At 63.8% G+C, this 22,528-nt stretch carries 19 protein-coding genes; 11 read left to right on the top strand and 8 right to left on the bottom strand.

Going from position 1 to position 22,528, the window contains the following annotated elements; all coding sequences use genetic code 11:
* The first annotated feature begins 21 nt into the window (after window positions 1-21).
* A complete protein-coding gene (gene galE, locus ACIPUD_RS29685; RefSeq protein ID WP_018456129.1) occupies window positions 22-1,014 on the top strand; it encodes a UDP-glucose 4-epimerase GalE in 993 nt (330 codons plus the stop codon).
* Window positions 1,015-1,054: 40 nt separating this feature from the next.
* Here galE and ACIPUD_RS29680 read toward each other — a convergent pair whose 3' ends face one another.
* The gene (locus ACIPUD_RS29680) at window positions 1,055-1,513 is read right to left on the bottom strand and encodes a hypothetical protein (RefSeq protein ID WP_085359789.1); all 459 of its coding nucleotides are present in this window, start codon (window positions 1,511-1,513) and stop codon (window positions 1,055-1,057) included.
* 187 nt (window positions 1,514-1,700) lie between these two features.
* Here ACIPUD_RS29680 and ACIPUD_RS29675 point away from each other — a divergent pair, with 187 nt between their 5' ends.
* The 3 genes from ACIPUD_RS29675 (at window position 1,701) to ACIPUD_RS29665 (ending at window position 4,948) form a co-directional block, all read left to right on the top strand.
* Window positions 1,701-1,937, top strand: coding sequence for a hypothetical protein (locus ACIPUD_RS29675; protein WP_446482035.1), 237 nt, complete (start codon window positions 1,701-1,703; stop codon window positions 1,935-1,937).
* 179 nt (window positions 1,938-2,116) lie between these two features.
* Window positions 2,117-2,788, top strand: coding sequence for a hypothetical protein (locus tag ACIPUD_RS29670; protein WP_085384366.1), 672 nt, complete (start codon window positions 2,117-2,119; stop codon window positions 2,786-2,788).
* Between the two features lie 18 nt (window positions 2,789-2,806).
* Entirely contained in the window at window positions 2,807-4,948 is a 2,142-nt protein-coding gene (locus tag ACIPUD_RS29665) for a CHASE2 domain-containing protein (protein WP_446482034.1), read from the top strand.
* A 35-nt stretch (window positions 4,949-4,983) separates the two neighbouring features.
* Here ACIPUD_RS29665 and pobA read toward each other — a convergent pair whose 3' ends face one another.
* The gene (gene pobA, locus ACIPUD_RS29660; protein ID WP_018456134.1) at window positions 4,984-6,156 is read right to left on the bottom strand and encodes a 4-hydroxybenzoate 3-monooxygenase; all 1,173 of its coding nucleotides are present in this window, start codon (window positions 6,154-6,156) and stop codon (window positions 4,984-4,986) included.
* Window positions 6,157-6,204: 48 nt separating this feature from the next.
* Between pobA and ACIPUD_RS29655 the strand changes: the two genes are divergently transcribed.
* Both ACIPUD_RS29655 and ACIPUD_RS29650 read left to right on the top strand, forming a co-directional pair.
* Window positions 6,205-7,110 carry a helix-turn-helix domain-containing protein gene (locus ACIPUD_RS29655; RefSeq protein ID WP_446482033.1) on the top strand — a complete coding sequence of 302 codons (906 nt, stop codon included), beginning with the start codon at window positions 6,205-6,207 and terminating at the stop codon, window positions 7,108-7,110.
* Window positions 7,111-7,470: 360 nt separating this feature from the next.
* Window positions 7,471-8,082, top strand: coding sequence for a LabA-like NYN domain-containing protein (locus ACIPUD_RS29650; protein ID WP_018456136.1), 612 nt, complete (start codon window positions 7,471-7,473; stop codon window positions 8,080-8,082).
* Window positions 8,083-8,100: 18 nt separating this feature from the next.
* Here the strand turns inward: ACIPUD_RS29650 and pcaG are convergent, their stop codons facing one another.
* Window positions 8,101-8,727, bottom strand: a complete 627-nt coding sequence (pcaG, locus tag ACIPUD_RS29645; RefSeq protein ID WP_377827884.1) for a protocatechuate 3,4-dioxygenase subunit alpha — start codon at window positions 8,725-8,727, stop codon at window positions 8,101-8,103.
* A 4-nt stretch (window positions 8,728-8,731) separates the two neighbouring features.
* Window positions 8,732-9,520, bottom strand: a complete 789-nt coding sequence (gene pcaH, locus ACIPUD_RS29640; RefSeq protein WP_039799636.1) for a protocatechuate 3,4-dioxygenase subunit beta — start codon at window positions 9,518-9,520, stop codon at window positions 8,732-8,734.
* A gap of 95 nt (window positions 9,521-9,615) precedes the next feature.
* Between pcaH and ACIPUD_RS29635 the strand changes: the two genes are divergently transcribed.
* The 3 genes from ACIPUD_RS29635 (at window position 9,616) to ACIPUD_RS29625 (ending at window position 13,470) form a co-directional block, all read left to right on the top strand.
* On the top strand, window positions 9,616-10,560 hold the full coding sequence (locus ACIPUD_RS29635) for a LysR family transcriptional regulator (protein ID WP_446482032.1): 945 nt from the start codon (window positions 9,616-9,618) through the stop codon (window positions 10,558-10,560).
* A 51-nt stretch (window positions 10,561-10,611) separates the two neighbouring features.
* Window positions 10,612-11,916 carry a nicotinate phosphoribosyltransferase gene (gene pncB / locus ACIPUD_RS29630; protein WP_446482031.1) on the top strand — a complete coding sequence of 435 codons (1,305 nt, stop codon included), beginning with the start codon at window positions 10,612-10,614 and terminating at the stop codon, window positions 11,914-11,916.
* Between the two features lie 246 nt (window positions 11,917-12,162).
* Complete coding sequence (locus ACIPUD_RS29625; RefSeq protein ID WP_446482030.1) at window positions 12,163-13,470, top strand: GGDEF domain-containing protein; 1,308 nt, start codon at window positions 12,163-12,165, stop codon at window positions 13,468-13,470.
* 14 nt (window positions 13,471-13,484) lie between these two features.
* Here ACIPUD_RS29625 and ACIPUD_RS29620 read toward each other — a convergent pair whose 3' ends face one another.
* Window positions 13,485-14,105, bottom strand: a complete 621-nt coding sequence (locus tag ACIPUD_RS29620) for a TetR/AcrR family transcriptional regulator (protein ID WP_162496297.1) — start codon at window positions 14,103-14,105, stop codon at window positions 13,485-13,487.
* A 537-nt stretch (window positions 14,106-14,642) separates the two neighbouring features.
* On the opposite strand from ACIPUD_RS29620, the gene ACIPUD_RS29615 reads away from it, so the two are divergent.
* Window positions 14,643-18,047 carry an acyl-[ACP]--phospholipid O-acyltransferase gene (locus tag ACIPUD_RS29615; RefSeq protein ID WP_446482029.1) on the top strand — a complete coding sequence of 1,135 codons (3,405 nt, stop codon included), beginning with the start codon at window positions 14,643-14,645 and terminating at the stop codon, window positions 18,045-18,047.
* A 72-nt stretch (window positions 18,048-18,119) separates the two neighbouring features.
* Here the strand turns inward: ACIPUD_RS29615 and tcuB are convergent, their stop codons facing one another.
* Genes tcuB through tcuA form a run of 3 tightly spaced genes read right to left on the bottom strand, consistent with a single transcriptional unit; the run spans window position 18,120 to window position 21,679 of the window.
* Window positions 18,120-19,226: a tricarballylate utilization 4Fe-4S protein TcuB gene (gene tcuB, locus ACIPUD_RS29610; RefSeq protein WP_026233095.1), complete on the bottom strand. Its 1,107-nt coding sequence runs from the start codon at window positions 19,224-19,226 to the stop codon at window positions 18,120-18,122.
* Window positions 19,227-19,230: 4 nt separating this feature from the next.
* Window positions 19,231-20,259, bottom strand: coding sequence for an esterase (locus ACIPUD_RS29605; RefSeq protein ID WP_018456146.1), 1,029 nt, complete (start codon window positions 20,257-20,259; stop codon window positions 19,231-19,233).
* Between the two features lie 28 nt (window positions 20,260-20,287).
* Window positions 20,288-21,679 (bottom strand): FAD-dependent tricarballylate dehydrogenase TcuA, encoded by a 1,392-nt coding sequence (gene tcuA, locus ACIPUD_RS29600; protein WP_085394780.1) that lies wholly within the window; start codon window positions 21,677-21,679, stop codon window positions 20,288-20,290.
* Between the two features lie 157 nt (window positions 21,680-21,836).
* Here tcuA and ACIPUD_RS29595 point away from each other — a divergent pair, with 157 nt between their 5' ends.
* Window positions 21,837-22,520 carry a GntR family transcriptional regulator gene (locus ACIPUD_RS29595; protein WP_085359772.1) on the top strand — a complete coding sequence of 228 codons (684 nt, stop codon included), beginning with the start codon at window positions 21,837-21,839 and terminating at the stop codon, window positions 22,518-22,520.
* Window positions 22,521-22,528: the final 8 nt, after the last annotated feature.

Below are 22,528 nucleotides of genomic sequence, written 5' to 3'. Positions count from 1 at the left end.
TTCACCTCGAGGTAAGCAGACATGACCGACCGACCGACTGTCCTCGTTACGGGAGGCGCGGGCTATATCGGCTCGCATGCCTGTCGCGCCCTGACCGCCGCCGGCTATCAGCCCGTCGTTTATGACAATCTGTCGACAGGTCATCGCGGCTTCGTCGCCGGCCCGCTGGTAACAGGCGATCTGCTCGACGGCGCCACGCTGGCGCGCGCCTTCGCCGAGCACAAAATCACGGCGGTCATGCATTTCGCGGCGGCGAGTCTCGTCGGCGAGTCCATGACCGACCCGCAAAAGTACTACATCAACAATGTGCAGGGCACGCTGTCGCTATTGCAGGCGATGCGCAATGCGGGCTGCCATCGTATCGTGTTCTCCTCGACCGGCGCCGTCTACGGCAATGCCGATTCCAAGGAACTGCCGGAAGACTTCCCCTGCGCGCCGATCAACCCCTATGGCGCATCGAAGTGGATGATCGAGCGCATGCTCGCCGATTACCGCGCCGCTTACGGCTTCGGCGCGTTCTGCCTGCGCTATTTCAATGCCAGCGGCGCCGATCCTGCCGGCGGCATCGGCGAATTGCGTGACAATGAAACCCATCTCATTCCGCGCGCCATGATGGCATTACAGGGCCATGTCGATTTTGCCGTGTTCGGTCAGGACTACGACACGCCCGATGGCACCGCGATCCGCGACTACATCCACGTCACCGACCTCGCCGCAGCGCATGTCGCGGCGCTGAAGCTGCTGGAACAAGGGCATGCCGGCGGCAGCTTCAATCTAGGCACCGGCTCCGGCTTTTCGGTACGGGAGATCCTGACCGCCATCAGGCAGGAGACCGGGCGCGAGGTGCCCCACACCGTCAAACCGCGCCGCGCCGGCGATCCCACCTATCTGGTCGCCGATCCCTCCGCAGCGCGAAAAGCGCTGAATTTCGTGCCGCGATATTCGGATCTGCCGACTGTAATCCGCACCGCCTGGGCCTGGCACCAGAGGGCTCATCCGCTTAAGCAGCCCTGACAACATCCTCGAAGTCGATCAGGCGGGATAAGACGTGGCCTTATGGTCTATTCCGTTCTGAGCCGAGCGATCCCGGCGCAAACGGATGGCGCGATCGCGAACGGCCGTCGAGCCCCTTGGGCAGCTTGTCGGCGTTGAGCTTCACGACCGCACCTCGGGCGTCAACGGCCGGCACCTCGTCTTGGCTGTAGATGAGCGTCGCCTCGAAGGTCACATCGGGCGCCTGCTCGGCCGTTCCGGAACAGGTCGCCATCGCGCCGCTGCACACGCCCGAGAGCTTGACCTCGACTTCGTCGAGCCCGAACACGGTCGGCGGCCCCTCGGCATGTCGCCGCGTGGTCAGAACCGCCGTGAAACGCTGCTCGTCGATTCGGTAAGAGCCTCCATACGTGAAGAAGCTGTCGCTGCCGGAGATTCGTCCCTCCGCCAGATGCACGACGCCCGTGCCCTGACCGCGCGGGGTCCTGAACCAGGCCGCATATTTGCCGTCTCTCAGCATGAAAACATCCACCGTAAAACTCCAACGTATTTGCAACCAACTCTGGGGCGCGACAATGACCCGCGCGGGGAGCATTCTGCCACGGTTAACGCCCTGCAAAATCAACCCGTCAATTTGACGCCGAGGCGCAGCGACGCGGGCGCACGCTTCCCGTGCGGCGGGCAAGAAAGCTGGAGCTGGACCCTCGTTGCATACCGCGCTAAAAACGATCGGCGTGCCGACCTCGTTTGGCAGCACGCATATAACCGCTATCAACTCCAGCCAGCTCGTGACAGCTAGCCTGTCACGCTGGGAGGAAGTGGTCGAGATCGCCGCCGCTCAGCAGGCGACGCCGTATCAGAAGACCGAGGCTACGCTCGCGCCCATCATAGATATGGAGAGTGCAGCGGAGAGCCACCCGGTTGAGGCCGTCCCAGCCGAATGAAATTATCCATCCAGCTTGCCGGCGCACTGTCTTCTCGGGTCGCCGGCTTGAACCTCTTCCTGATAGAGTGCACCAATATCAAAGAGTGATTCCGGTCACACTTGCCTTGGCGTTTCGCTGCTAAGCATCGGGCCTGGATGGGGACCGGCAAATATTGGTCGAACTGGATGAGAATTGCCATGAAAAGCCTGATCGGCGCTGTTGTCGGCACATGCTGTCTTGCTGCTCCGGCTTTGGCGGAGAGCCCGACCGCCATCGTCGAGGACGTGCAAGGCAAGGTCGACGGTGTCGCGTTCATGGATTATGTGGTGCCGGGCAAGATCATCAAGCTGGGGCCCAAGGCAACCATTACGCTCAGCTATCTCAAATCGTGCCAGCGCGAGACCATCAGCGAAGGCGTCGTCATGGTCGGCACCGAGCAGAGCACCGTGCAACTCGGCGAGGTCAAGCGGGAAAAGGTCCCCTGCGATACCAACGCGGCAAAACTGTCGGAGCGCGAGGCGAACCAGAGTGCCGCGACGACCTTCCGCACCATGCGGTCGGACGCCAAGGGCAGCGCTCCGGCCAAGCTGCCGACGCTCTACGGTGTCGCGCCGTTGGTGCAGGCCAAGAGCGGCAGCACCCTGGTGATCGAGCGCACCGATGGCAAGGAGCCCACGATCAGCGTGCCGCTCAAGAGCGAGACCATGGTCGGAGGCAAGTTCTATGACTTCGCCAAGGCCGGGAAGTCGCTGACGCCGGGCGGCAGCTATCTCGCCATCCTCGGCACCAAGCGTTACGCCTTCCAGGTCGATCCCAGCGCCACGTCGTCGCCGACGCCGATCGTGGGACGCCTGCTGCGGCTCGAATAGGCAGCTAGCGACGGGGCGATGCGGCGGATCGGCAGACGGGACATCGTTGCAGCGATCCTGATTGCGCTTCTTGCAGGCGCCGTCGTCACGTCTCCGCCGTTCCAGACGCTGCAGGGCCTGTCGCTCGACATCCTCACGGCACTGCGCGGCAAGCTCGTCGGCGACCACCGCGATCCCGCGACATCACCGGTCGTCGTCGTGGCCATCGACGGCGAGACCTACGACACTCCGCCGTTCCAGGGGTCGCCGACGCTGACCTGGACGCGCGAGATCGGCCGGGTGCTCGGCAGCATTGCCGACGGCGGCGCCAAGGTGATCGGTTTCGATGTCATCTTTCCGAGCTCGATCGAGCGGTCGGAGATTCCCTTTGGCGATGCGCCGCTTGGCGCGCGATTGAAGGGATTCGACCGAGACTATCTCATCGCCTTGCGGAAACTCTCTAGTGACGGCAAGCTGGTGCTGGGCGAGGTCCTCAGCAGCGATCATCCGGACCGCGCACAGCAATTGGCTGTGGGGAATAACGTCCGCGGCCTCAACGTCTATACCGACACCGACCATGTAATCCGGCGAATGCCGCTGAGTTTTCCTGTCGGCGACATGCCAGCTCCCGCAATGGCCGTCGAACTCGCCACCCGCGCGCTCGGCGCAAAACCGCAGACCGCGCCTTCTGGCGTGACTGCTTTGTCCGGGTATACGATCCCGAGCGCGGTGCCGAACACGCTAACGCTCAATTTCCGAGGACTCGGCCGCGACGTGCCGACATATTCGTTCGCAGACCTGCACGCCTGCGTCGAGAAGAACGACCGCGACTTCTTCCGCCGCGCCTTCGGTGGCAAGATTGTGGTGCTCGGCACGATCCTCAATGTCGATGACCGCAAGATCACCTCGATGCGTCTTTCCGGCGGCTATGACGGAACGCCGGCCGCAAGATGCGCCCTGCCCGCACCGGCAACCACTGAACAAAAAGCCCGCAGCGACATCGCCGGTGTCTTCGTGCATGCCAACGCGGTGCGAAATCTGATCGAACGCGATGCGGTGACCGAGCTCGGCTTTCCACTGCGGAGCATTCTCACGATCGTGTTCGCAGCGATCGTGGCCTGCGCGGCCTGCGTGCTCGCACCGGGTGGCGCACTAATCGCCTGGTTCGGCCTCACCGCGGTATACGCCGCTGTGGCTGTCGGTGCATTCGTCCATGCCTTGGCGCTGCCGCTGACGGAGCCGGCACTCGCAAGCCTTGCCGCGCTCGCGATGATGATCGGCTACCGTTTCGTGCTGGCCGATCGCGACGAGCGTTTCCTGCGCAGGAGCTTTGCGTTCTATCTCGCCCCCGAAGTGATCGACACCATGGTTGCCTCCGGCAAGATGCCGGCGCTCGGCGGCGAAATGCGCAACGTCACCATGTTCTTCTCCGACCTGAGTGGCTTCTCCTCCATCGCCGAGACGATGACGCCGGGCGAACTGGTGACGCTGATGAACGAATATCTGTCGGCCATGACCGACATCATCGAGAGCCATGGCGGCTATGTCGACAAATATATCGGCGATTCCATTGTCGCCATGTTCGGCGCGCCCGCCGACGATCCCGCGCATGCGCGCCACGCCGTCCATGCCGCGCTGAAATGTCACGCAAAGCTGGCGGAGCTCAACGCCGGCAGCGCCGCTTTCGCCGGCCGCGGCCTGTCGCACCGCATCGGGCTCAACAGCGGCGAGGCTGTCGTCGGCAATATCGGCTCCCGCCGCCGCTTCAACTACACCGTGATGAGCGACACCGTGAACGTCGCCTCGCGGCTCGAAGGCGCCAACAAATATTATGGCACCGCAATCATGGCTTCAGAAACGACTGTCGCGCAGACAGGCAATACTTTCACCTGGCGCGAGCTCGACGCCATCAAAGTGATAGGACGCGGCGAGGCGATCAAGGTGTTCGAGCCCCTCGCGGAGAAGGGCACGGAGAGTGCCGGGCAGACGAAGGTTGCCGCCGCGTATGCGGAAGGGCTGGCGTGCTGGCGGGCAAGGGAGTTTGCGAAGGCGGCTGATGCGTTCGGGCGAATGGCGGAAATGGATCCGGCGTCAGCGCTTTTTGGCAAGCGCGCGACTGCGCTCGCTACAAATCCACCGGGGGCGGATTGGACGCCGGTGAACATCCTAGAAGGAAAGTAGCGCAGCGTCCCACCGCTTTTCGGGTCCACTCCCCGCTAGAACGGCAACCCCACGTAATTCTCCGCCAGCAGACGCTGCGCCGTCTCGGACGACAGCAGATACTCCAGCTCCGTCTGCTGAAGCCTCTCTTCATACTCGGAACGGTCGGGGAAGCGATGCAGCAGCATCGTCATCCACCACGAAAAGCGTTGCGCCTTCCAGATCCGCGCCAGCGCCTTGGCGGAATAGCCCTGGAGCCCGGAATCATCGCCGTTCTGATAATGCGCGAGCATGGCGTGGTAGAGATAATAGATGTCGGAGCCGGCGCTGTTCAGCCCGCGCGCGCCGGTCGGCGGCACGATGTGGGCGGCATCGCCGGCGAGAAACAGGCGACCGTAGCTCATCGGCTCGGCGACGAAGCTGCGCAACGGCGCGATGCTCTTCTCGATGGACGACCCCGTGATCAGGCGGTCGCCGACCTCGTGCGGCAAACGGCGCTTCAGCTCGGTCCAGAACGCATCGTCGCTCCAGTCCTCCACCTTGTCGGTGAGCGGCACCTGGACGTAGTAGCGGCTCAGCACTTGCGACCGCAAGGAACACAGCGCGAAGCCGCGCTCGTGCTTCACATAGATCAGCTCCGGCGACACCGGTTTCGTGCGCGACAGCACGCCGAGCCAACCGAACGGATAGATCTTCTCGTATTCCCGCAGCACGTCCTTCGGGATCGACTTCCTGCTGACGCCGTGAAAGCCGTCAGCGCCGACGATATAGTCGCAATCGACTCGGACGGTTTCGGCATTCGAACGATAGGTCACGTACGGCTGGTCCGAGGTCAGGTCATGCGGCGTCACGTCCTCGGCATTGTGCACGACGTTGCCGCCAAAGCGATCGCGCGCCTCGTAGAGGTCGCGCGTCAGCTCGGTCTGGCCGTAGACCAGCACCGAATTGCCGCCGGAATGCTTGTGGAGGTCGATCTGGGAGAGCACCCCGTCATGGGCGATCTCGAATCCCTTGTGGATCTCGCCCTCGCGGTCCATCCGCTCGCCGCACTGTGCCTCGCGCATCAGCCTGGCGAAGCCGTGCTCGAGCACGCCGGCGCGGATCCGGGCAAGCACGTGGTCGCGGCTGTACTTTTCCAGCACGACCGTGTCGATGCCCTTGAGGTGCAGGAGCTGGGACAACAGCAGCCCGGACGGCCCGCCGCCGATGATACAGACCTGGACTTTCATTTTTGCGTCCTCCTCGGCGCTTTCTTGCAGATTCAGCGCCGCTGACGGATGGAGGCTTTCGTCTTTGTCTTGTACTATTCGAACATGAGAAACCCAGCCCCCGCCCCGGCAATCCGGGTCTACAATTTGTTCGGCGAATCCGGTGATCTGCCCGATGTCGTGCATTGCGAGACGATAGCGTCGCGCTCCGTGCTGCACGATTGGACGCTCGCCGTGCACCGCCATGCCCGGCTGCACCAGGTGCTGCTGATCGAGCGCGGCGGCGGCGAAGCGACGCTCGACGGGCGCGTGGTGCAGCTGAAGCCGATGCAAATCGTCAACGTGCCCGTCGGCCACGTCCACGGCTTCCGTTTCGTGCCTGATACCCAGGGCTGGGTGCTGACCATCGCCGCGGAAATATTGGACGAAGCGCTGCTCGCCTCCGAAGGGCTGCGAGGTGCCTTGTCGCGCTCGGCCGTGATACGCGGCACGCCGCAGATTCGGACCACCATGAAGCAGATCTTTGCCGAACACGCCGCGCGCGATTTCGGCCGAGCGCATGTGCTGCGTGCACTTTCGGCGGCCATGATCGGGCTGGTGGCCCGCGCGCTCACCGGCGAGAGCGGTGGCAACGGCACGGCTGAAAGCGGACTATTCCGCCGCTTCGAGGCGCTGCTGGAACAGCATCATCTGGAACGCTGGAGCGTTGCGGGTTATGCGGGCGCGCTGTCGATCACGCCGACCCATCTCAACCGTGTGACCCGGGCAGCAACCGGCGACACCGCCTCGCACCTGATCCTCAACCGGCTGATCCGCGAGGCGCGGCGCAATCTCGTCTACACCAATTTACCGGTCTCGACGATCGCCTATGCGCTTGGCTTCGAGGACCCCGCCTATTTCAGCCGGGTCTACGCCGCCGCCACGGGCGTGTCACCGCGGGCCTTTCGTGCCCAGCTTCATGGCGATGAAGGCTGACACACCGGCCGATCGATCAGCCGCGCCTGTGGTCGAAGGCCACGCTGGGAACCGCAATGGCCTTTGTTGCCAGCGCTGCCACTTAACCTTCGTATATGGGGCCCTATCCTTTGGATAGGCGCCCTTTACCTCAGTACAATTGAGTAGGGAATGCGCGCGCCTTAGCCTGGCTGCATTCGGCGCCCTGGCGCCGGTGGCATTGTATCCTCCCTAACCTGGGCGCAAGACGGCCGCCCCTGTCCGGTCGTCTGCGCTTCTTTTTCGGCAAGCCATCGGTGCCTTCAATGTTTTTCCGGCCGACACACCGCCCCCGGCGGTTGGACCGGCCACCTTTCGCGTACAACTGGAGATTTGTGCATAATGTCTTCGATTGAGAAGATCGCACTCTTTATCGATGGCTCCAATCTCCATGCCACCTCCAAGGCGCTCGGCTTCGACATCGACTACAGGCGACTGCTCGGCGAATTCCAAAGCCGAGGTGCGCTGTTGCGGGCCTTCTACTACACGACCGTCGTCGAGGATCAGGAGTATTCGTCAATCCGTCCGTTGATCGATTGGCTCGACTATAACGGATACACCGTCGTCACGAAACTCACGAAGGAATTCGTCGACGCCATCACCGGCCGCCGCAAAGTGAAGGGCAGCATGGATGTCGACCTCGCCGTAAATGCGATGGAGCTCGCCGAGCACGTCGATCAGATCGTGTTGTTCTCGGGCGATGGGAATTTTCGTTCGCTGGTGGAAGCCCTGCAACGCCTCGGTGTCCGCGTGACGGTCGTCTCCACACTCTCCACTCAGCCGGCAATGGTCGCTGACGAGCTGCGCCGACAGGCGGACATATTCATCGATTTGGCAGAACTGAAACCAAAAGTGGGGCGCGATCCGGCCAATAGGCCGGGATCGCGCGAGATGCGTCAGTCACCGCAATTCCACGCGCGCGTAGCGATCGATCGCAGCGACCAGGTGGAGTGAACCTTCGGGCGGCGGCTCTCAGACGTCGAAGAACATCGTCTCCTCCGGCCCCTGCAAATTGATCGTGAAAGCATACACGATCTTGCCGCCACGCTCGCTGCGCTTTGCGATCAACGTCGAACGTCGCACCGGCTGCTCGATCAGGCTGAGCACGGGGTCGGCGGCGTTCGCAGTTCCTTCATCGGAGAAATACACCCGGGTGTTGAGCCCGATATTGATGCCACGCGCGACGATCCAGATGTTGACGTAAGGCGCGCATTTGCGGCCCGCCTTGTCGGTGATGGCCCCGGGCTTGATGGTCTCGAACGTCACCAGCCCGCTCTCGAAGTCGGAGCCGGCGCGGCCCCAGCCACGAAATTCCTCGTCGAGCGCGCCGGTCGACCGATCGGCCGGATGGTTGTAGCGGCCGGCCGCGTTCGCCTGCCAGATCTCCAACAGCACGTCACGCAGCGGCGTGCCGCTGCCGTCGAACACCTTGCCCTCCAGCGTGATGCGTTCGCCTTGCGTGTTCGGCGTCACCAGCACGTTGGAAAAGTTCTTCTCGAAGATGTCGAAGCCGGCCATCGCCGGCATCAGGCCGATATGGACGTAGGGCCCGGCGGTCTGCGAGGCGGTTTCCTTGAGGTAGTTGAGCGGCTGCGGCATGGACCTAGTTCCCTGCGGTGCGATTTTCAAAGTAAGTGGAGCGCTGGCCGCGCAAGACGATGTCGAAGCGGTAGGCGAGCGAGTCGAACGGGGTCGATGCGTTGAGGTCGAGCGGCGCGATGAGGCGCTCCAGCGCATCCTTGTCCGGGATCGTCGTCAGGATTGGGCAGACCGGGATCAGGGGATCGCCCTCAAAGTACATCTGGGTGATCAGACGCTGTGCAAAGCCCGAGCCGAACACCGAGAAGTGGATGTGAGCGGGACGCCAGCTGTTGACGTAGTTGCGCCAGGGATAGGGTCCCGGCTTCACGGTGCGGAAATAATAGTAGCCGCTGTCGTCGGTCAGCGCGCGGCCGCAACCGCCGAAATTCGGATCGATCGGCGCCAGATACGTGTCCCTCTTGTGCCGGTAGCGGCCGCCGGCATTGGCTTGCCAGAACTCGACCAGCGTGTTCGGCACGCCGCGGCCGGTCTCATCCAGCACGCGGCCGTGGACGATGATGCGTTCGCCGACGGGATCGCCGTCCTTGGCGTAGTTGCGGATCAAATCATTGTCGAGCGGGCCGAGATCGTTGTGCCCGAACACCGGCCCCGTGATCTCCGAGACCGAGTTCTCAAGCGACAGCAACGCCTGGCGCGGCGAGCGCAGCACCGAGGATTTGTAGCCCGGCGCGTGCGCCGGCGGATGCATGGAACGGTCGCGCTGGAAGAAGCCGCCGTCACCGAGCGGCGGCGTGAACGGCTCGGGACGGTTGGGGCGGGATTCCCGCAAGGCTGGCGCCTGGGCATGCATCGGCGTTGTCTCTCCCTCTGGCGCTCCCGTTGGGGCGCACGGCTTATCGGGAGATGATGGCGCCGGCTATTCTCAAGATAAATAGATCGATTATAATGCATTCCATGAATAAAATCGATCATTTGGCGCTCGATGGCCACGCGCTGGAGCTGTTCCTGGCCGTGTTGGAAGAAGGTTCGGTGACGGCGGCCGCAACGCGGCTCGGCCTGACGCAATCCGCGGTCAGCCACGCCCTGAACAAGCTGCGGCGGATCGTCGGCGATCCGCTGTTTGCCAAATCCGGCCGCGGCATTGTCGCTACGGCGCACGCCCAGGCGCTCGCGGCAAAGGCGCGAGCGCTGATCGACGAGATGCGCAGCTTTGCCGGCGGTGTCACGTTCGAGCCGGCGAGCGCGCAGCTTTCGCTGACAATCGCCGCCAATGACTTCCAGCGCGACCTGCTGCTGCCGCGGTTCTTCGATCATGTCGCAGCGCAAGTGACGAGCCTGAACCTGCGCGTGATCCCCTCGCAGTCGCCCTCGCCGGCGATGCTGCGCGAAAACCGCTGCGATCTGCTGATCACGCCGCTGCCGCCATCCGGCGTGGACATCGTGCAGAAGCGCCTGCTGCAAGACCATTACGTTTGTTACTACGACCCCAAAGCGCGCGCGGCGCCGGCTACGCGCGGCGACTATCTCGCGGCGCGTCACGTCACGGTGGTCTACACTGACAATGAGCGGCTCGACTTCGATCGCCGGCTTGCAGCCAACGGCTTCCACCGCGACATCGCGATCTCCGTGCCGAGCTTCTCCGGCGTGCCGTCCTTCCTGCGTGGCTCGCAGATGCTGGCGAGCATGCCGAGCCTGCTGGCGCCCGGCGTGATGCACGGCTTCGCGCGTGTGCGGATTCCGCTGGCCTCGCGCACGCGAACCCTGGCTGAGTTGCCGATGTTCATGGTCTGGCACCAGCGCTATCAGAAGGACCCCGCGCATCGCTGGATCAGAAGCCAACTCGAGACCGTGGCGGCGACGGCCTCGCACCCCGCCCCCGCGAAAACCTGATCCCCGTCAAACCCACTGGTTGCGCCGCGGCCGCCACGCTAGAATTCCCCCATGACAGTGACCGACATTGCGAGCCGGACCTACAATCACAGCTGGCGGCTGGATCCCATCATCCGCAGCCTGCTTGATACCGACTTCTACAAGCTATTGATGTTGCAAATGATTCGGGAAGCTTACCCGAATCAGCAGGTGACATTCTCGGTCATCAACCGATCGCGCCATGTCCGGCTCGCCGAAATCATCGACGAGGGCGAGCTGCGCGCCCAGCTCGACCACGCCCGCACCATCCGCTTCACCAAGAAAGAGCTGATCTGGCTTGCCGGTAACACTTTCTACGGCAAGACCCACATGTTCTCGGCGGACTTCATCCGCTGGCTCGCCGAATTCCGGCTGCCCGAATACGAGCTGCGCAAGGTCGAAGGCCAGTACGAGCTGCACTTCCACGGGCCGTGGAGCCATACCACGATGTGGGAAATTCCTGCGCTCGCCATCCTCAACGAATTGCGCTCGCGGGCGGCGATGAAGGGCCGCGGCCGCTTCGAGCTCGACGTGCTCTATGCCCGCGCGAAGGCCAAGCTGTGGACCAAGGTGGAACGCCTGCGCAAGCTGGATGGCCTCCGGCTCTCCGATTTCGGCACCCGTCGCCGCCATGGCTTCCTCTGGCAGCGCTGGTGCGTGGAGGCCGTGAAGGAAGGCCTGGGCCCGTCCTTCATCGGCACCTCCAACGTGCTACTCGCGATGGACAATGATCTCGAAGCCATCGGCACCAACGCCCATGAACTGCCGATGGTCGCGGCTGCGCTGGCCAAGGACGACGAGGAATTGCGCTGGGCGCCCTATCGCATCCTCGACCAGTGGCGCCAGACCTATGGCGGCAACCTCCTGATTGCGCTGCCCGACGCTTTTGGCACCAAGGCTTTCCTGCGCGATGCGCCGGAATGGGTTGCCGACTGGACCGGCTTCCGCCCCGACAGCGCGCCCCCGATCCAGGCCGGCGAGGAGATCATGAAATGGTGGGAGCAGAAGGGCCGCAATCCCAGGGACAAGCTGCTGGTGTTCTCCGACGCTATGGATGTGGGCTCGATCGAGGAGACCTACCACCACTTCGCCGGCCGGGTGCGGCTCTCCTTCGGCTGGGGCACCAATCTCACCAATGATTTCGTCGGCTGCACGCCGGACGGCTCGTTCAACCTCGATCCGATCTCGCTGGTCTGCAAGGTGTCGTCGGTCGACGGACGTCCGGCCGTCAAGCTTTCCGACAATCCCGAGAAGGCGACCGGCCTGCCTTCGGAGATCGAGCGCTATTTGCGCGTCTTCGGCGACGCCGGCCGCGTGCGCAAGCCGGTGCTGGTCTAGCGCCAGAGCAATCTCTCTCCATCAAGTAAACCATCTGGGGCAAATGCGCGACATCGGCTCGCCGATGCCGCGTCAGTTCCGGTTCGACGGCATTTGCGACGATCTGCAAGCATCCACTTCACAACGCCTTCACCCTGCGACGCAGTCTCCTGGCATTTTCAAGTCGAGTTAAGCACCTTTCGCGCGTAATCCGCGTTATGAGCGGATCGCTCCGCTGGGGTCGTTGAGCGACTTGGGGAACGCAAAGTGTTTCGCAGAACAGCGCCGTCAACGAAGGGACGAAGCTTCCTTCATGTCATCAAGCTCGTTTCGCCTTTCGTCACGGTCGTTCTGCTGCAGGCGGCGATCGCCGGATTCAGCCTGGAGGTGATGTCCTCGGTCCGCGCCTATGTCGCGGGCGAAGCGTTGTGGTCGCGCTCGCAGAAGAACGCCGTCTATTTCCTCAATCTCTATCTGCATTCGGGCGACGCCAGCCAGTTTGCGCAATATCAGACCTCGCTGGCCGTTCCCATCGGCGACGAGTTCGCGCGCTGGGCGCTCGAGCGCGATCCGGTCGACGTCGAGGCCGCCCGCATCGGCTTCCTGCAAGGCGGCAACCATCCCGATGACGTGCCGGGACTGATCTGGCTGTTTCGCTACTTCAAACAGGTCAGCTTTCTCAAGGAAGCGATCAGCGAGTGGGCTGCCACCGACCCCATGCTGCTGGAGCTGAGCGTTTTCGGCGAGGTCATCCGGTCAGAGTTGAAGAGCGGACCGGTTCAGGACGGCAACCGCCTGCAATTATTGTCGTCGCGGCTTTCGGAGCTCAACACTCAGTTCACGGTGCACGCCAAGCGGTTCTCCACCGTTCTCGGCGAAGGCTCGCGCGCCATCAAGATGACGCTGACTGGCGTCAATATCGTCACAGCCATGACGCTGATCCTGCTCCCGATCTGGCACACGCGGCGATTGGTGCTGCAACGACAGGCGTTTGAGGATGCCCTGCATGCCGAGAAGGAGCGCCTAGTCTGGCAGGCGTCGCACGACTGGCTGACCGGCTTGTCCAACCGGCGCGCGTTCGAGGCCCGCCTGCAAAGCGAGTTGGACGACACCGCGGCGGGTTCGCTGGGCCTGGTCCTGCTCGATCTCGACCAATTCAAGGACGTCAACGACAGCTGCGGTCATCTCGCCGGCGACCGCCTGCTCTGCCAGATCTCGCGTCTCCTGCAACAGGAACGACGGCCGCATGACCTGGTGGCCCGGCTTGGCGGTGACGAATTCGGCCTAATCCTTCCACAAAGCACGCCGTACGACGCCGTGGATATCGCCGAACGGCTGCGCCGGTCGCTCGAGCTATCCGTCTTCGCGTGGGACGATCGTTGCTTTGCAGTGACCGCCAGCATCGGCGTTGCCTGCATCACCGACGGCAACACCACGCTCGAGGACGCGATGCGGCGCGCGGATGCCGCCTGCTATCGCGCCAAGGAGAACGGACGCAACCGTGTTCAGGTCGACAACGGGACGACGGACGTCGTCGTCGTCACCTCGCGGCACCGCAAGGCCGCCAGCGCGTAGCAGCGCTCCACACTTTATCGTACTGGCACAATCCCGAGCCCTGCGAGATGCGCATCCAGAAACTGATCGACCTGCTGGCGCAGCATCTGCGGCGGCACGGCTACCATGCGTTCTTCGAGGCCGAGCGAGATGATCCCGTGCACGGCGGAAAACAGGGTGCGTGACAGCAGCGCGATCTGCACGTCGTCTGCATTCGGAAGCAGCCGCACCAGGGGTGGATGCATCAGCGCGAAGGCGTCCATCACCATCTGAAGGATGTCATCGGGGTAAGGGCGGTCGTCCTCCATCCGATGTTCGAACAGCGAGCGCAGCAGATTGGCGTGCTCCGCAAAAAATTCGAGGTAGGTCGCGGCCAGCCCGTAGAGCTGGCGAACGGGATCCTCGGCGGGAACCTGGCCCAGCCGCACCGTCAGCTCCTTAACGGTCTCCCGATTCACGGTCAGGATCACCCCGTCGAAGTCGCCGAACTCGTTGTAGACGCTCCCAACCGAGCAGCCTGCGGCGTCCGCAACATCCCGGACTTTCAACGATTTCAGCCCCTTAGTCGCGATAATGCTGCGAGCGATCTCCACGATCTGCTGCCGCCGGCGAGATTTTTTTCGGTCTCGTAACGATTCGTCTTGAACATTGTTCATTTTCAAGGTACTCATTTGAACAATGTTCAAATTAACCTGGAGATCTGCAAAATGCAAACCCTCGCTGTTGATATCGCCTCCACCTTCGTCGATGACGCCACAGCTCTCGTGACCGGATTTGGCCGCGCCTTCCTGCGGTTCGCGACGGGGCCGATCGATCGCATTGCAAATGCCTGCGACATTGCCGGCGTCCTGACCGAGCGCCGCGTGACCTTCCCGATGTGGCGGGCCAACCGCGACCGCGCCCGTCATGAGGGCCGCCGCATTAGCCTGCTCGGCCGCCTCTCGCCCTTTCGCCGCCTTGCCCACCTTACCTGAGGCGCGCACGCCTCCTTGCCGGGGCGTGATAGAGCCGCGACCAGCCATTTGCGAACCAAACGTCGCCACGCGGAGACCAACAGGATCGGAAGGTAAAGGCGCAGAGCAGGCCGGGGCGATCGTTCGTCAACCCGCAAATGCCCGTCGCATCTCCTCGGGTCCCGACGCCCATCCGACAATGAAACAACCTCAGACAGCGTTTCCAAAACAGGACTAGTCATGATCAGGGATTTGATGTCGTCACGCCGCTTCGCGCCGCTGTTCTGGGCGCAATTCTTCTCGGCGCTGAACGACAACGTGCTCAAGAACGCACTCGTCATCATCCTGCTTTACACTGCCGCGACCGGCCACGGTGATGCGCTGGTGACGGTCGCGGGCGCGGTGTTCATCTTCCCCTATTTCATCCTGTCCGGGCTCGGCGGCCAGCTCGCCGACAAATACGTCAAATCCGTCGTCGCAAGGCGGCTCAAATTCGCCGAGATCTTTGCCGCGGGCTTTGCCGCGGCCGGCTTCTTCCTGCACTCGGTGCCGCTGCTGTTCGCAGCGCTCGCACTGTTCGGCGTCATCGCCGCGCTGTTCGGACCCGTGAAATACGCGATGCTGCCGGACCAGCTCGAGCTCGGCGAGCTCGCGACCGGCAACGCGCTGGTCGAAGGCGCGACCTTCATGGCCATCCTGCTCGGCACCGTTGCCGGTGGCCAGTTCGTGGCCGGCTCCGCGCATATGGGCTGGGTCGCATCGGTCGTGGTCGTGCTGGCCCTGCTGTCCTGGGCCTTCGCCTCCCGCATACCAGCGACGACGCCGTCCGCACCCGATCTGCCGGTCAATCGAAATCCCTGGACCTCGACGCTCGGCCTGTTGAAGACGTTGCACGCCGATCACCGGCTGTGGGACGGCACCGTGATCGTGTCCTGGTTCTGGCTGGTGGGCGCCATCGTGCTCTCGCTGCTACCGGCGCTGGTCAAGGAAGTCATCGGTGGCACCGAGGGCGTGGTGACGTTGTGTCTCGCGATCTTCGCAATCGGCATTGCCATCGGCTCGCTGTTCGCCGCGAATCTGAGCCACGTTCGCCCGAACCTCGCGCTGGTGCCGATCGGCGCCATCATGATGGGGTTTGCCGGCCTCTACCTCGCTTGGGCGATCGGCGTGACCACCAAGGGGCAGGACATCACAGCGGGCGACTTCGCAACCTCGTTCGCGGGATTGCGCATGCTGGTCGATTTCGTTGCCTTCGCATTCGGCGGCGGGCTGTTCGTCGTGCCGTCCTTCGCCGCCGTCCAGGCCTGGTCCGCCCCCTCCGAGCGCGCCCGCATTATCGCCGCCGGCAACGTGCTGCAGGCCGCCTTCATGGTGGCCGGCTCGCTGTTCGTCGCGCTGTTGCAGGCCGGCGGATTGCACATCGGCTGGATCTTCTTTGGCCTCGGCGTCATCAGCTTCGGCGCAGTCTGGTTCGTGCTGACCAAGTGGGGCAAGGAAGGCGTGCGCGACTTTGGCGGGCTGCTGTTCCGCGCGCTGTTCCGCACCGAGGTCCGCGGGCGGGAGAACCTGCCGCCTGCTGGCACGCGCATGCTGATCGCGCCCAATCATGTCAGCCTGATCGACGGCCCGCTCCTGCACGCCGTGCTCCCGATCGACGCGAGCTTCGCGGTTGATACCGGCATCGCCAAGGCCTGGTGGGCCAAGCCGTTCCTGCGGGTGGTCAAGCACTACACCATGGACCCCACCAAGCCGCTGGCGGCGCGCGACCTCATCAAGCTCGTCGCCGCCGGAGAGCCGGTGGTGATTTTCCCGGAAGGACGCATCACTGTTTCCGGCTCGCTGATGAAGGTCTATGACGGCACCGCGATGATCGCGGACAAGGCCGACGCAGTCGTCGTCCCGGTCCGCATCGAAGGCGCCCAGCGCTCGCATCTCAGCTATCTCAACGGCAGCCAGATCAAGCGCTCGTGGTTTCCGCGGGTGACCGTCACCATCCTGCCGCCAGTCAAGCTTCCGGTCGATCCGTCGCTCAAGGGCAAGGCGCGCCGCAACGCCGCGGGCGCAGCACTTCAGGACGTGATGATCGACGCCATGGTGAAGAACGCCATGCTCGATCACACCCTGTTCGAGGCGCTCGGACACGCCTATCGCGACCGCGACACCGGCAAGGTCATCGTCGAGGACGCGCTCGGTACCAAGCTGACCTATCGCAAGCTGATCCTGGGCGCGCAGGTCTTGAGCCGGAAGCTGGAGAACGGCACCGCTATCGGTGAGAATGTCGGTGTGCTGCTGCCGAATTCCGCTGGCGTCGCCGTCGTCTTCATGGCGCTGCAAAACATCGGCCGGGTGCCGGCAATGCTCAACTTCTCGGCGGGCCCGGTCAACGTGCTTGCCGCCATGAAAGCCGCGCAGGTCAAAACCGTGCTGACGTCGAAAGCTTTCATCGAGAAGGGCAAGCTCGACAAGCTGATGGCGGCGATCTCCGCGGAAGTTCGCGTGGTCTACCTCGAGGACGTCCGTGCTTCGATCGGCACGGCCGACAAGATCAAGGGCCTGCTCGCCGGCACCGCGCCCCGCGTCGCCCGCCAGGCGAGCGATCCGGCGGTCGTGCTGTTCACGTCGGGCTCGGAAGGCACGCCCAAGGGCGTTGTGCTGTCCCACCGCAATATCCTTGCGAACGCCGCACAGGCGCTGGCGCGGGTCGATGCCAACGCCAATGATAAGGTGTTCAACGTGCTGCCGGTGTTCCACTCCTTCGGGCTGACCGGTGGAATGATGATGCCGCTGCTCGCGGGCATTCCGATCTACATGTACCCCTCGCCGCTGCACTACCGGATCGTGCCCGAGCTGATCTACCAGACCGGAGCCACGATCCTGTTCGGCACCGACACATTCCTCACGGGCTATGCACGCTCGGCCCATGCCTACGACTTCCGCACCTTGCGCCTGGTGATCGCCGGCGCGGAGGCGGTCAAGGATCGCACCCGGCAGGTCTTCATGGAGCGTTACGGCATCCGCATCCTCGAAGGCTATGGCGTCACCGAGACGGCACCGGTGCTGGCGATGAACACGCCGATGGCCAATCGTCCAGGCACGGTCGGCCGCCTGTCGCCGCTGATGGAAAGCCGCCTCGACCCGGTCCCCGGCATCGAGGAAGGCGGACGCCTGTCGGTGCGCGGACCCAACGTAATGCTCGGATACTTGCGGGCCGAAAATCCCGGCGTGCTCGAGCCGCTCGCCGACGGCTGGCACGACACCGGCGACATCGTGGCGATCGACCCGGCCGGCTTCATCACCATCAAGGGTCGCGCCAAGCGCTTTGCCAAGATCGCCGGCGAAATGGTCTCGCTGTCGGCGGTCGAGAACATCGCGACAACGCTGTGGCCGCAGGCCGGTTCAGTCGCCGTGTCGATCCCGGACCAGCGAAAGGGCGAGCGCATCGTGTTGCTGACGACGGAGAAGAACGCCGAGCGCAGCGCCATGCAAGGCCACGCCAAGGCGATCGGCGCGTCCGAGCTGACCGTTCCCGCTGCGATCATGGTGGTCGACAAGGTGCCACTGCTCGGCACCGGCAAGACCGACTACGTCACGGCAACGACGATGGCCCGCGAGCAGGCGTCTGGACCAGAGCGCGAGGTGGCATAAGAGAGATGCACGAGGCGCCTCAATCAGGCGAGGCGCGGTGCCCCGATCGGCCGCTTCCGCGCCGCCTGAATCTCAAGAACCGGCTTCTCCGCGTCGCTCCTGCGCATAACGCACCAGCGCCGCGAAGCGATAGATGCCGTGCACGAACTTGCCGTAGGGCATGGTGATGAACAGCGCGAACACTGCACCTAAATGGAGTGCCAGCAGCGGTCCCATGGCGGCAGTCTCCCGCAGAATCAGAAGCAGCATGCCGGTGAACCCGGTCAGGAACAGCATGGCGATGAAGCCGACATCCATGCCGTAGCGCTGCTCGTCGAGCAGCGCCGGATCACGCCGCATCTTGGCGACGAACAGGCCGATCGGCCCGATGATCAGGCCGATGCCGCCGAGCGTGCCGAGAACCACCGGCAGATCCCACCACGGATACGGCGCCTCGCGGCCGAGCAGATAGTGATACAGCGTTGCGGCCGAGGTCGCGGCGAAGCAGAGCAGGAAGCCGTAGAAGGTCAGGTGATGGAAAAGCTTGCGCCGGTCGGTCGGCTTGTCATCCTCATTGTAGCAGCCGACGCCGCCACCATGGAGGTAGCGCAGCTCACCAGCGTCGCGCATCGCCTGAAAGATCGAGCCGCCGTCCGCACGGCCGCCGATCGGCGGGCCGATATCCCGCCAGAAGGCACGCACGCTCATCACCAGCGCGAAAATCGCATAAAGGAAGGCGGCGCTGAACAACGCTGCCATCGCGTTGTGCGGCATCAACTTGTAGAACGCGCCGGGGCCAGTGTGCACGCCAAACAGCACGCTGCGGTCGTTTAGGGCAGCGAAGCCGAGTATGAAGGCGGCCATGCTGAGCGCGGCGACGATGCTGATGACGAGACCATTGCGGGCGAAGGCACCGGACAGCGCCTGCGGCCAGGCATAGGTCGCATAGGATTCCGCGCGCGCGATCGCCAGCGTCTGCGGGACGTTGACGTTGAATTCGTGCGGCGGCGAGAACTGGCAGTCGACGTAGCAGGCGCCGCAGCCATGGCAGAGATTGGCGAGATAATTGAGGTCGCCGTCGGAGAAGGCGCGGCGCATCTCCATGGCGGGAAAAACCGCGCAAAGGCCTTCGCAGTAACGGCAGGAATTGCAGACCGTCATCAGGCGGTCGCCTTCATCCAAAATTCTGCTTCCGTGCATGGCTTTACTTCGTCAGGCCTTTGCCCTCGAGCCATTTCTGGATCAGGGCCGCGACCTCGAGATTGTTCTTGTCCATCATCACCATATGCGAATTGCCCTTGATGCCTGTCTGCGGGAGATCGATGATGTCGACGCTGCCGCCGGCCGCCTTGATGGCGTCCGCAAAGGCGATGCCGTTGGCGCGGATCTTGGGCCAGCGCGAATCGCGCTCGATATAGTCGCCGTAGATGATGAGGGTCGGGACGTTCTTCAGCACATCCGCTTTGGCGGGATCGCCGATGCCGGCCGGCTCGATCGCAATCAGCGCCTTGACCTTGTCAGGGCGGGCTTGCGCGACCTTGAAGCCGAAGGTGCCGGCCTGGCTGTGGAACAGAAGCACCGAGGGGCCGACGCGATCGATCTCAGCGATATAGGCGGCGATGGTCGCATCGTCGGTCGTGGTCCAGCGCGGTACGTTCTGCTTGACGAAATTCTCGTAACCCTCGACGGGGAACTGGTTGCCCGGCAACAATTTTCGCTTGGCGGGATCGGGATCGTACGAGTTCGGCCCATCGCCGATGCGGAAACGCTCGAACGGGTTGGCCGTGGTCAGGAAGACCGGCTCGCCTTTGAAGATATCGGGATATTGCGCCCAGCCCGCGCGTCCGCGCTCTACTGCGTCGGAGTTATAGACCCCCCACCCCATGCGTAGAAAATAATTCAGCCAGCCTTCGCGTCCGTCAGGCGTGGTCTCGTAGGTGACGCCGGTCAGTCCGCCGCCATGCCACATCAGCAAAGGATAGGCACCCTTCTCGTTTGCCGGCAGGAAATACTGAACATACATCTGCTCGACCTGATACGTGCCGTTGGGATCAACCTTGGCCGGCACTCCGCCGGGCGCGAACACGACCTCCCTCACCGGCTTGCCCGAGATTTCGACAAGACGGCCACCGACATGGAACGAGCCCATGTCTCGCAGCGTGATCGGCTCGGCCGCGTGGGCGTAGCCGACGGTCAGCAGCGCCGCGATCGAAGCAATGGCAATGCGTGACATGGTTCCTCCCTCGTGTCTGTTCTTCCGCCTAATTCTTCGCGTGGCGTGCCGCTTCCCGTCCTGCGATCCGCCCGAACACGCTGCCGATGGTCATGCCCATGCCGGCGGCATAGCCCTTGCCGAGCACGTTGCCGGCCATGATCTCGCCGGCCGCGAACATGTTGGCCGACGGCTTGCCGTCAGCCATCAGCATGCGCGCTTCCCCGGTCACGCGCGTGCCGAGATAGGTGAAGGTGATGCCGGGCCGCACCGGATAGGCAAGGTAGGGCGGTGTCTCGATCCGCCGTGCCCAATGCGTCTTCGGCGGCGTGATGCCTTCCGTGCGGCAATCGTCCAGAATGGTGTGGTCGAAGGTGCCGGGCTGCACCGCGGCGTTGAATTCGGTGATCGTCTTTTCCAGCGCGGCCGGATCGAGCTCGAGCTTGCCGGCAAGCTCAGCCACCGTCTGCCCTGCGATCGGCGGGAATAGCGTCGGCATGAAGCTCGTGACCACGGTGGAGTCGAAGATGATGTAGGCGATCTGTTCGGGCTGCGCGGCCACCAGCCGGCCCCAGATCGCGTAACGCTTCGGCCAGATGTCCTCACCTTCATCATAGAAGCGCTGCGCGTGCTTGTTGACGACGATGCCAAACACGACAGAATCGTGCCGCGTGATGATGCCGCCGTCGAATTTCGGCGCGCGCGCGTCGATCGCGACCGCATGGCACTGGGTGGGGTCGCCGACCTCCTGCACGCCCTTGGCGAGCAGCATCTTCAGGATCGAGCCGCGGTTATAGCGGGTACCGCGGATCAGGAAATTGTCGGCGGCCTCACCCCAATATTGCTTCAGCCATTCGATGTTGGCCTCGAATCCGCCGGCGGCGGCGACCAGCGACGTCGCGCGGATCTCGGTGTCGCCCTTGATCGGCCGCCTGAGGTGGGCGGCGAGAAACATGCCGTCTTCGATCATGAGGTCGATAACCTCGGCGTCGTATTCGATTTCGACGCCGAGCTTCTCGGCGGTGAGATAAAGTGCGTTCAACATCGCGCGGCCGCCGCCGAGGAAGAATGAGTTGGTGCGGCCGAGGCCCAGCGTGCCGCCGAGCGAGGGCTGCCAGCGCACGCCCTGCTCCACGATCCAGTTCAAGATGTCCTTGGACTCGCGGATCATGTGCCGGGCGAGCACCTCGTCGGTCTGGCCGCCGGTGACGCGCAGGAGATCCTCCCAAAACTCTTCCTCAGTGTAGGGGCCGGTGAGGATTTCGGTCGCCTCGTCATGTGCGCAACGCATGTTGCGGGTGTGGCGCGTGTTGCCGCCGCGATAGAACTTTGGCGCGCCTTCGAGTACCAGCACCGATGCCCCACCGCGTCGCGCGCTGATTGCCGCACACAGCGCCGCGTTGCCGCCGCCGATCACCAGCACATCGTATTTGCTGCTCATGCCGTCTGCCCGATGCGACGAAGTTGGAGACATTCTGCCCGCCGGCGGCCTCGGCCAATCCGACTGGTCATTGCGCACCTTTGTATACAAAGATATACGAATGTCCGGCAAGCGTCATCCTGCATGGGCAGGATGCGCGTGGCGAGCACGAGGATGCATGGCAAGACGCCCGACAAAAGCAGGCGGCTCGATCGCGCGCGGCGGCGGCGTGGCGCTCGGCGAAGCAGTGTTCCGCTCGCTCTGCGAGGCGCTGCAGGCCGGCAGCTACCGCGCCGGCGACCGCCTGCGCGAGGAAGAGGTCGCCCAGCGGCTGATGGTCAGCCGCACCCCGGTGCGGGAAGCTCTCGGGCGGCTTGCGGCACGTGGGTTCGTCGAACCTGCCGGCGGCCGCGGCCTGATCGTACGCAACCTCGACATCTCGGAGGTGCTCGAGCTCTACGCCATGCGCGAGATCATGGAGGGCTCCGCCGCCCGACTTGCCGCCGAGCACGCGTCTGCGACCGAGGTCGACGCGCTCAGGGACATCGAGCAGACCTTCGTGGAAGCGTCGGGGACTGATCCCGCCGAGATGGCGCGGCTCAACCGCGCCTTCCACGAGGCGATCTGCCGCGCCGCGCGCAACCGCTATCTCGACAACGCTTCGCGGGAATTGCAGGACTGGATCGCCCTGCTCGGTCCAACCACGTTCACCGTATCCGGTCGCCCGTCGACCAGCCACGGCGAGCACCAGGCCATCATCGACGCCATCGCGGCTCGCGACGGCGGCAAAGCGGAGCAGCTCGCGCGCACACACATCCGCGAAGCGCTGCGCTGTCGGCTGAAGCTGTTGCAAAAACAATAGCAGAGCGC

The organism is Bradyrhizobium sp. CAR08 (genome assembly GCF_052871955.1).
The sequence above is the reverse complement of the archived record's forward strand: the minus strand, read 5'-3'. Positions and strand labels throughout refer to the sequence as shown.

What these genes read in the sequence shown, in the direction of transcription:
- pcaG (WP_377827884.1), bottom strand. Translation starts at nt 8,727, where the DNA reads ATGCCGCAGCCGCTCAACTACCTCAAGGAAACCGCCTCGCAGACCGCC.
- ACIPUD_RS29670 (WP_085384366.1), top strand. Translation starts at nt 2,117, where the DNA reads ATGAAAAGCCTGATCGGCGCTGTTGTCGGCACATGCTGTCTTGCTGCT.
- pncB (WP_446482031.1), top strand. Translation starts at nt 10,612, where the DNA reads ATGACAGTGACCGACATTGCGAGCCGGACCTACAATCACAGCTGGCGG.
- pcaH (WP_039799636.1), bottom strand. Translation starts at nt 9,520, where the DNA reads ATGCATGCCCAGGCGCCAGCCTTGCGGGAATCCCGCCCCAACCGTCCC.
- ACIPUD_RS29595 (WP_085359772.1), top strand. Translation starts at nt 21,837, where the DNA reads ATGGCAAGACGCCCGACAAAAGCAGGCGGCTCGATCGCGCGCGGCGGC.
- ACIPUD_RS29650 (WP_018456136.1), top strand. Translation starts at nt 7,471, where the DNA reads ATGTCTTCGATTGAGAAGATCGCACTCTTTATCGATGGCTCCAATCTC.
- ACIPUD_RS29655 (WP_446482033.1), top strand. Translation starts at nt 6,205, where the DNA reads ATGGAGGCTTTCGTCTTTGTCTTGTACTATTCGAACATGAGAAACCCA.
- ACIPUD_RS29615 (WP_446482029.1), top strand. Translation starts at nt 14,643, where the DNA reads ATGATCAGGGATTTGATGTCGTCACGCCGCTTCGCGCCGCTGTTCTGG.
- ACIPUD_RS29605 (WP_018456146.1), bottom strand. Translation starts at nt 20,259, where the DNA reads ATGTCACGCATTGCCATTGCTTCGATCGCGGCGCTGCTGACCGTCGGC.
- ACIPUD_RS29680 (WP_085359789.1), bottom strand. Translation starts at nt 1,513, where the DNA reads ATGCTGAGAGACGGCAAATATGCGGCCTGGTTCAGGACCCCGCGCGGT.
- ACIPUD_RS29635 (WP_446482032.1), top strand. Translation starts at nt 9,616, where the DNA reads ATGCATTCCATGAATAAAATCGATCATTTGGCGCTCGATGGCCACGCG.
- ACIPUD_RS29665 (WP_446482034.1), top strand. Translation starts at nt 2,807, where the DNA reads ATGCGGCGGATCGGCAGACGGGACATCGTTGCAGCGATCCTGATTGCG.
- tcuA (WP_085394780.1), bottom strand. Translation starts at nt 21,679, where the DNA reads ATGAGCAGCAAATACGATGTGCTGGTGATCGGCGGCGGCAACGCGGCG.
- pobA (WP_018456134.1), bottom strand. Translation starts at nt 6,156, where the DNA reads ATGAAAGTCCAGGTCTGTATCATCGGCGGCGGGCCGTCCGGGCTGCTG.
- ACIPUD_RS29620 (WP_162496297.1), bottom strand. Translation starts at nt 14,105, where the DNA reads ATGAACAATGTTCAAGACGAATCGTTACGAGACCGAAAAAAATCTCGC.
- galE (WP_018456129.1), top strand. Translation starts at nt 22, where the DNA reads ATGACCGACCGACCGACTGTCCTCGTTACGGGAGGCGCGGGCTATATC.
- tcuB (WP_026233095.1), bottom strand. Translation starts at nt 19,226, where the DNA reads ATGCACGGAAGCAGAATTTTGGATGAAGGCGACCGCCTGATGACGGTC.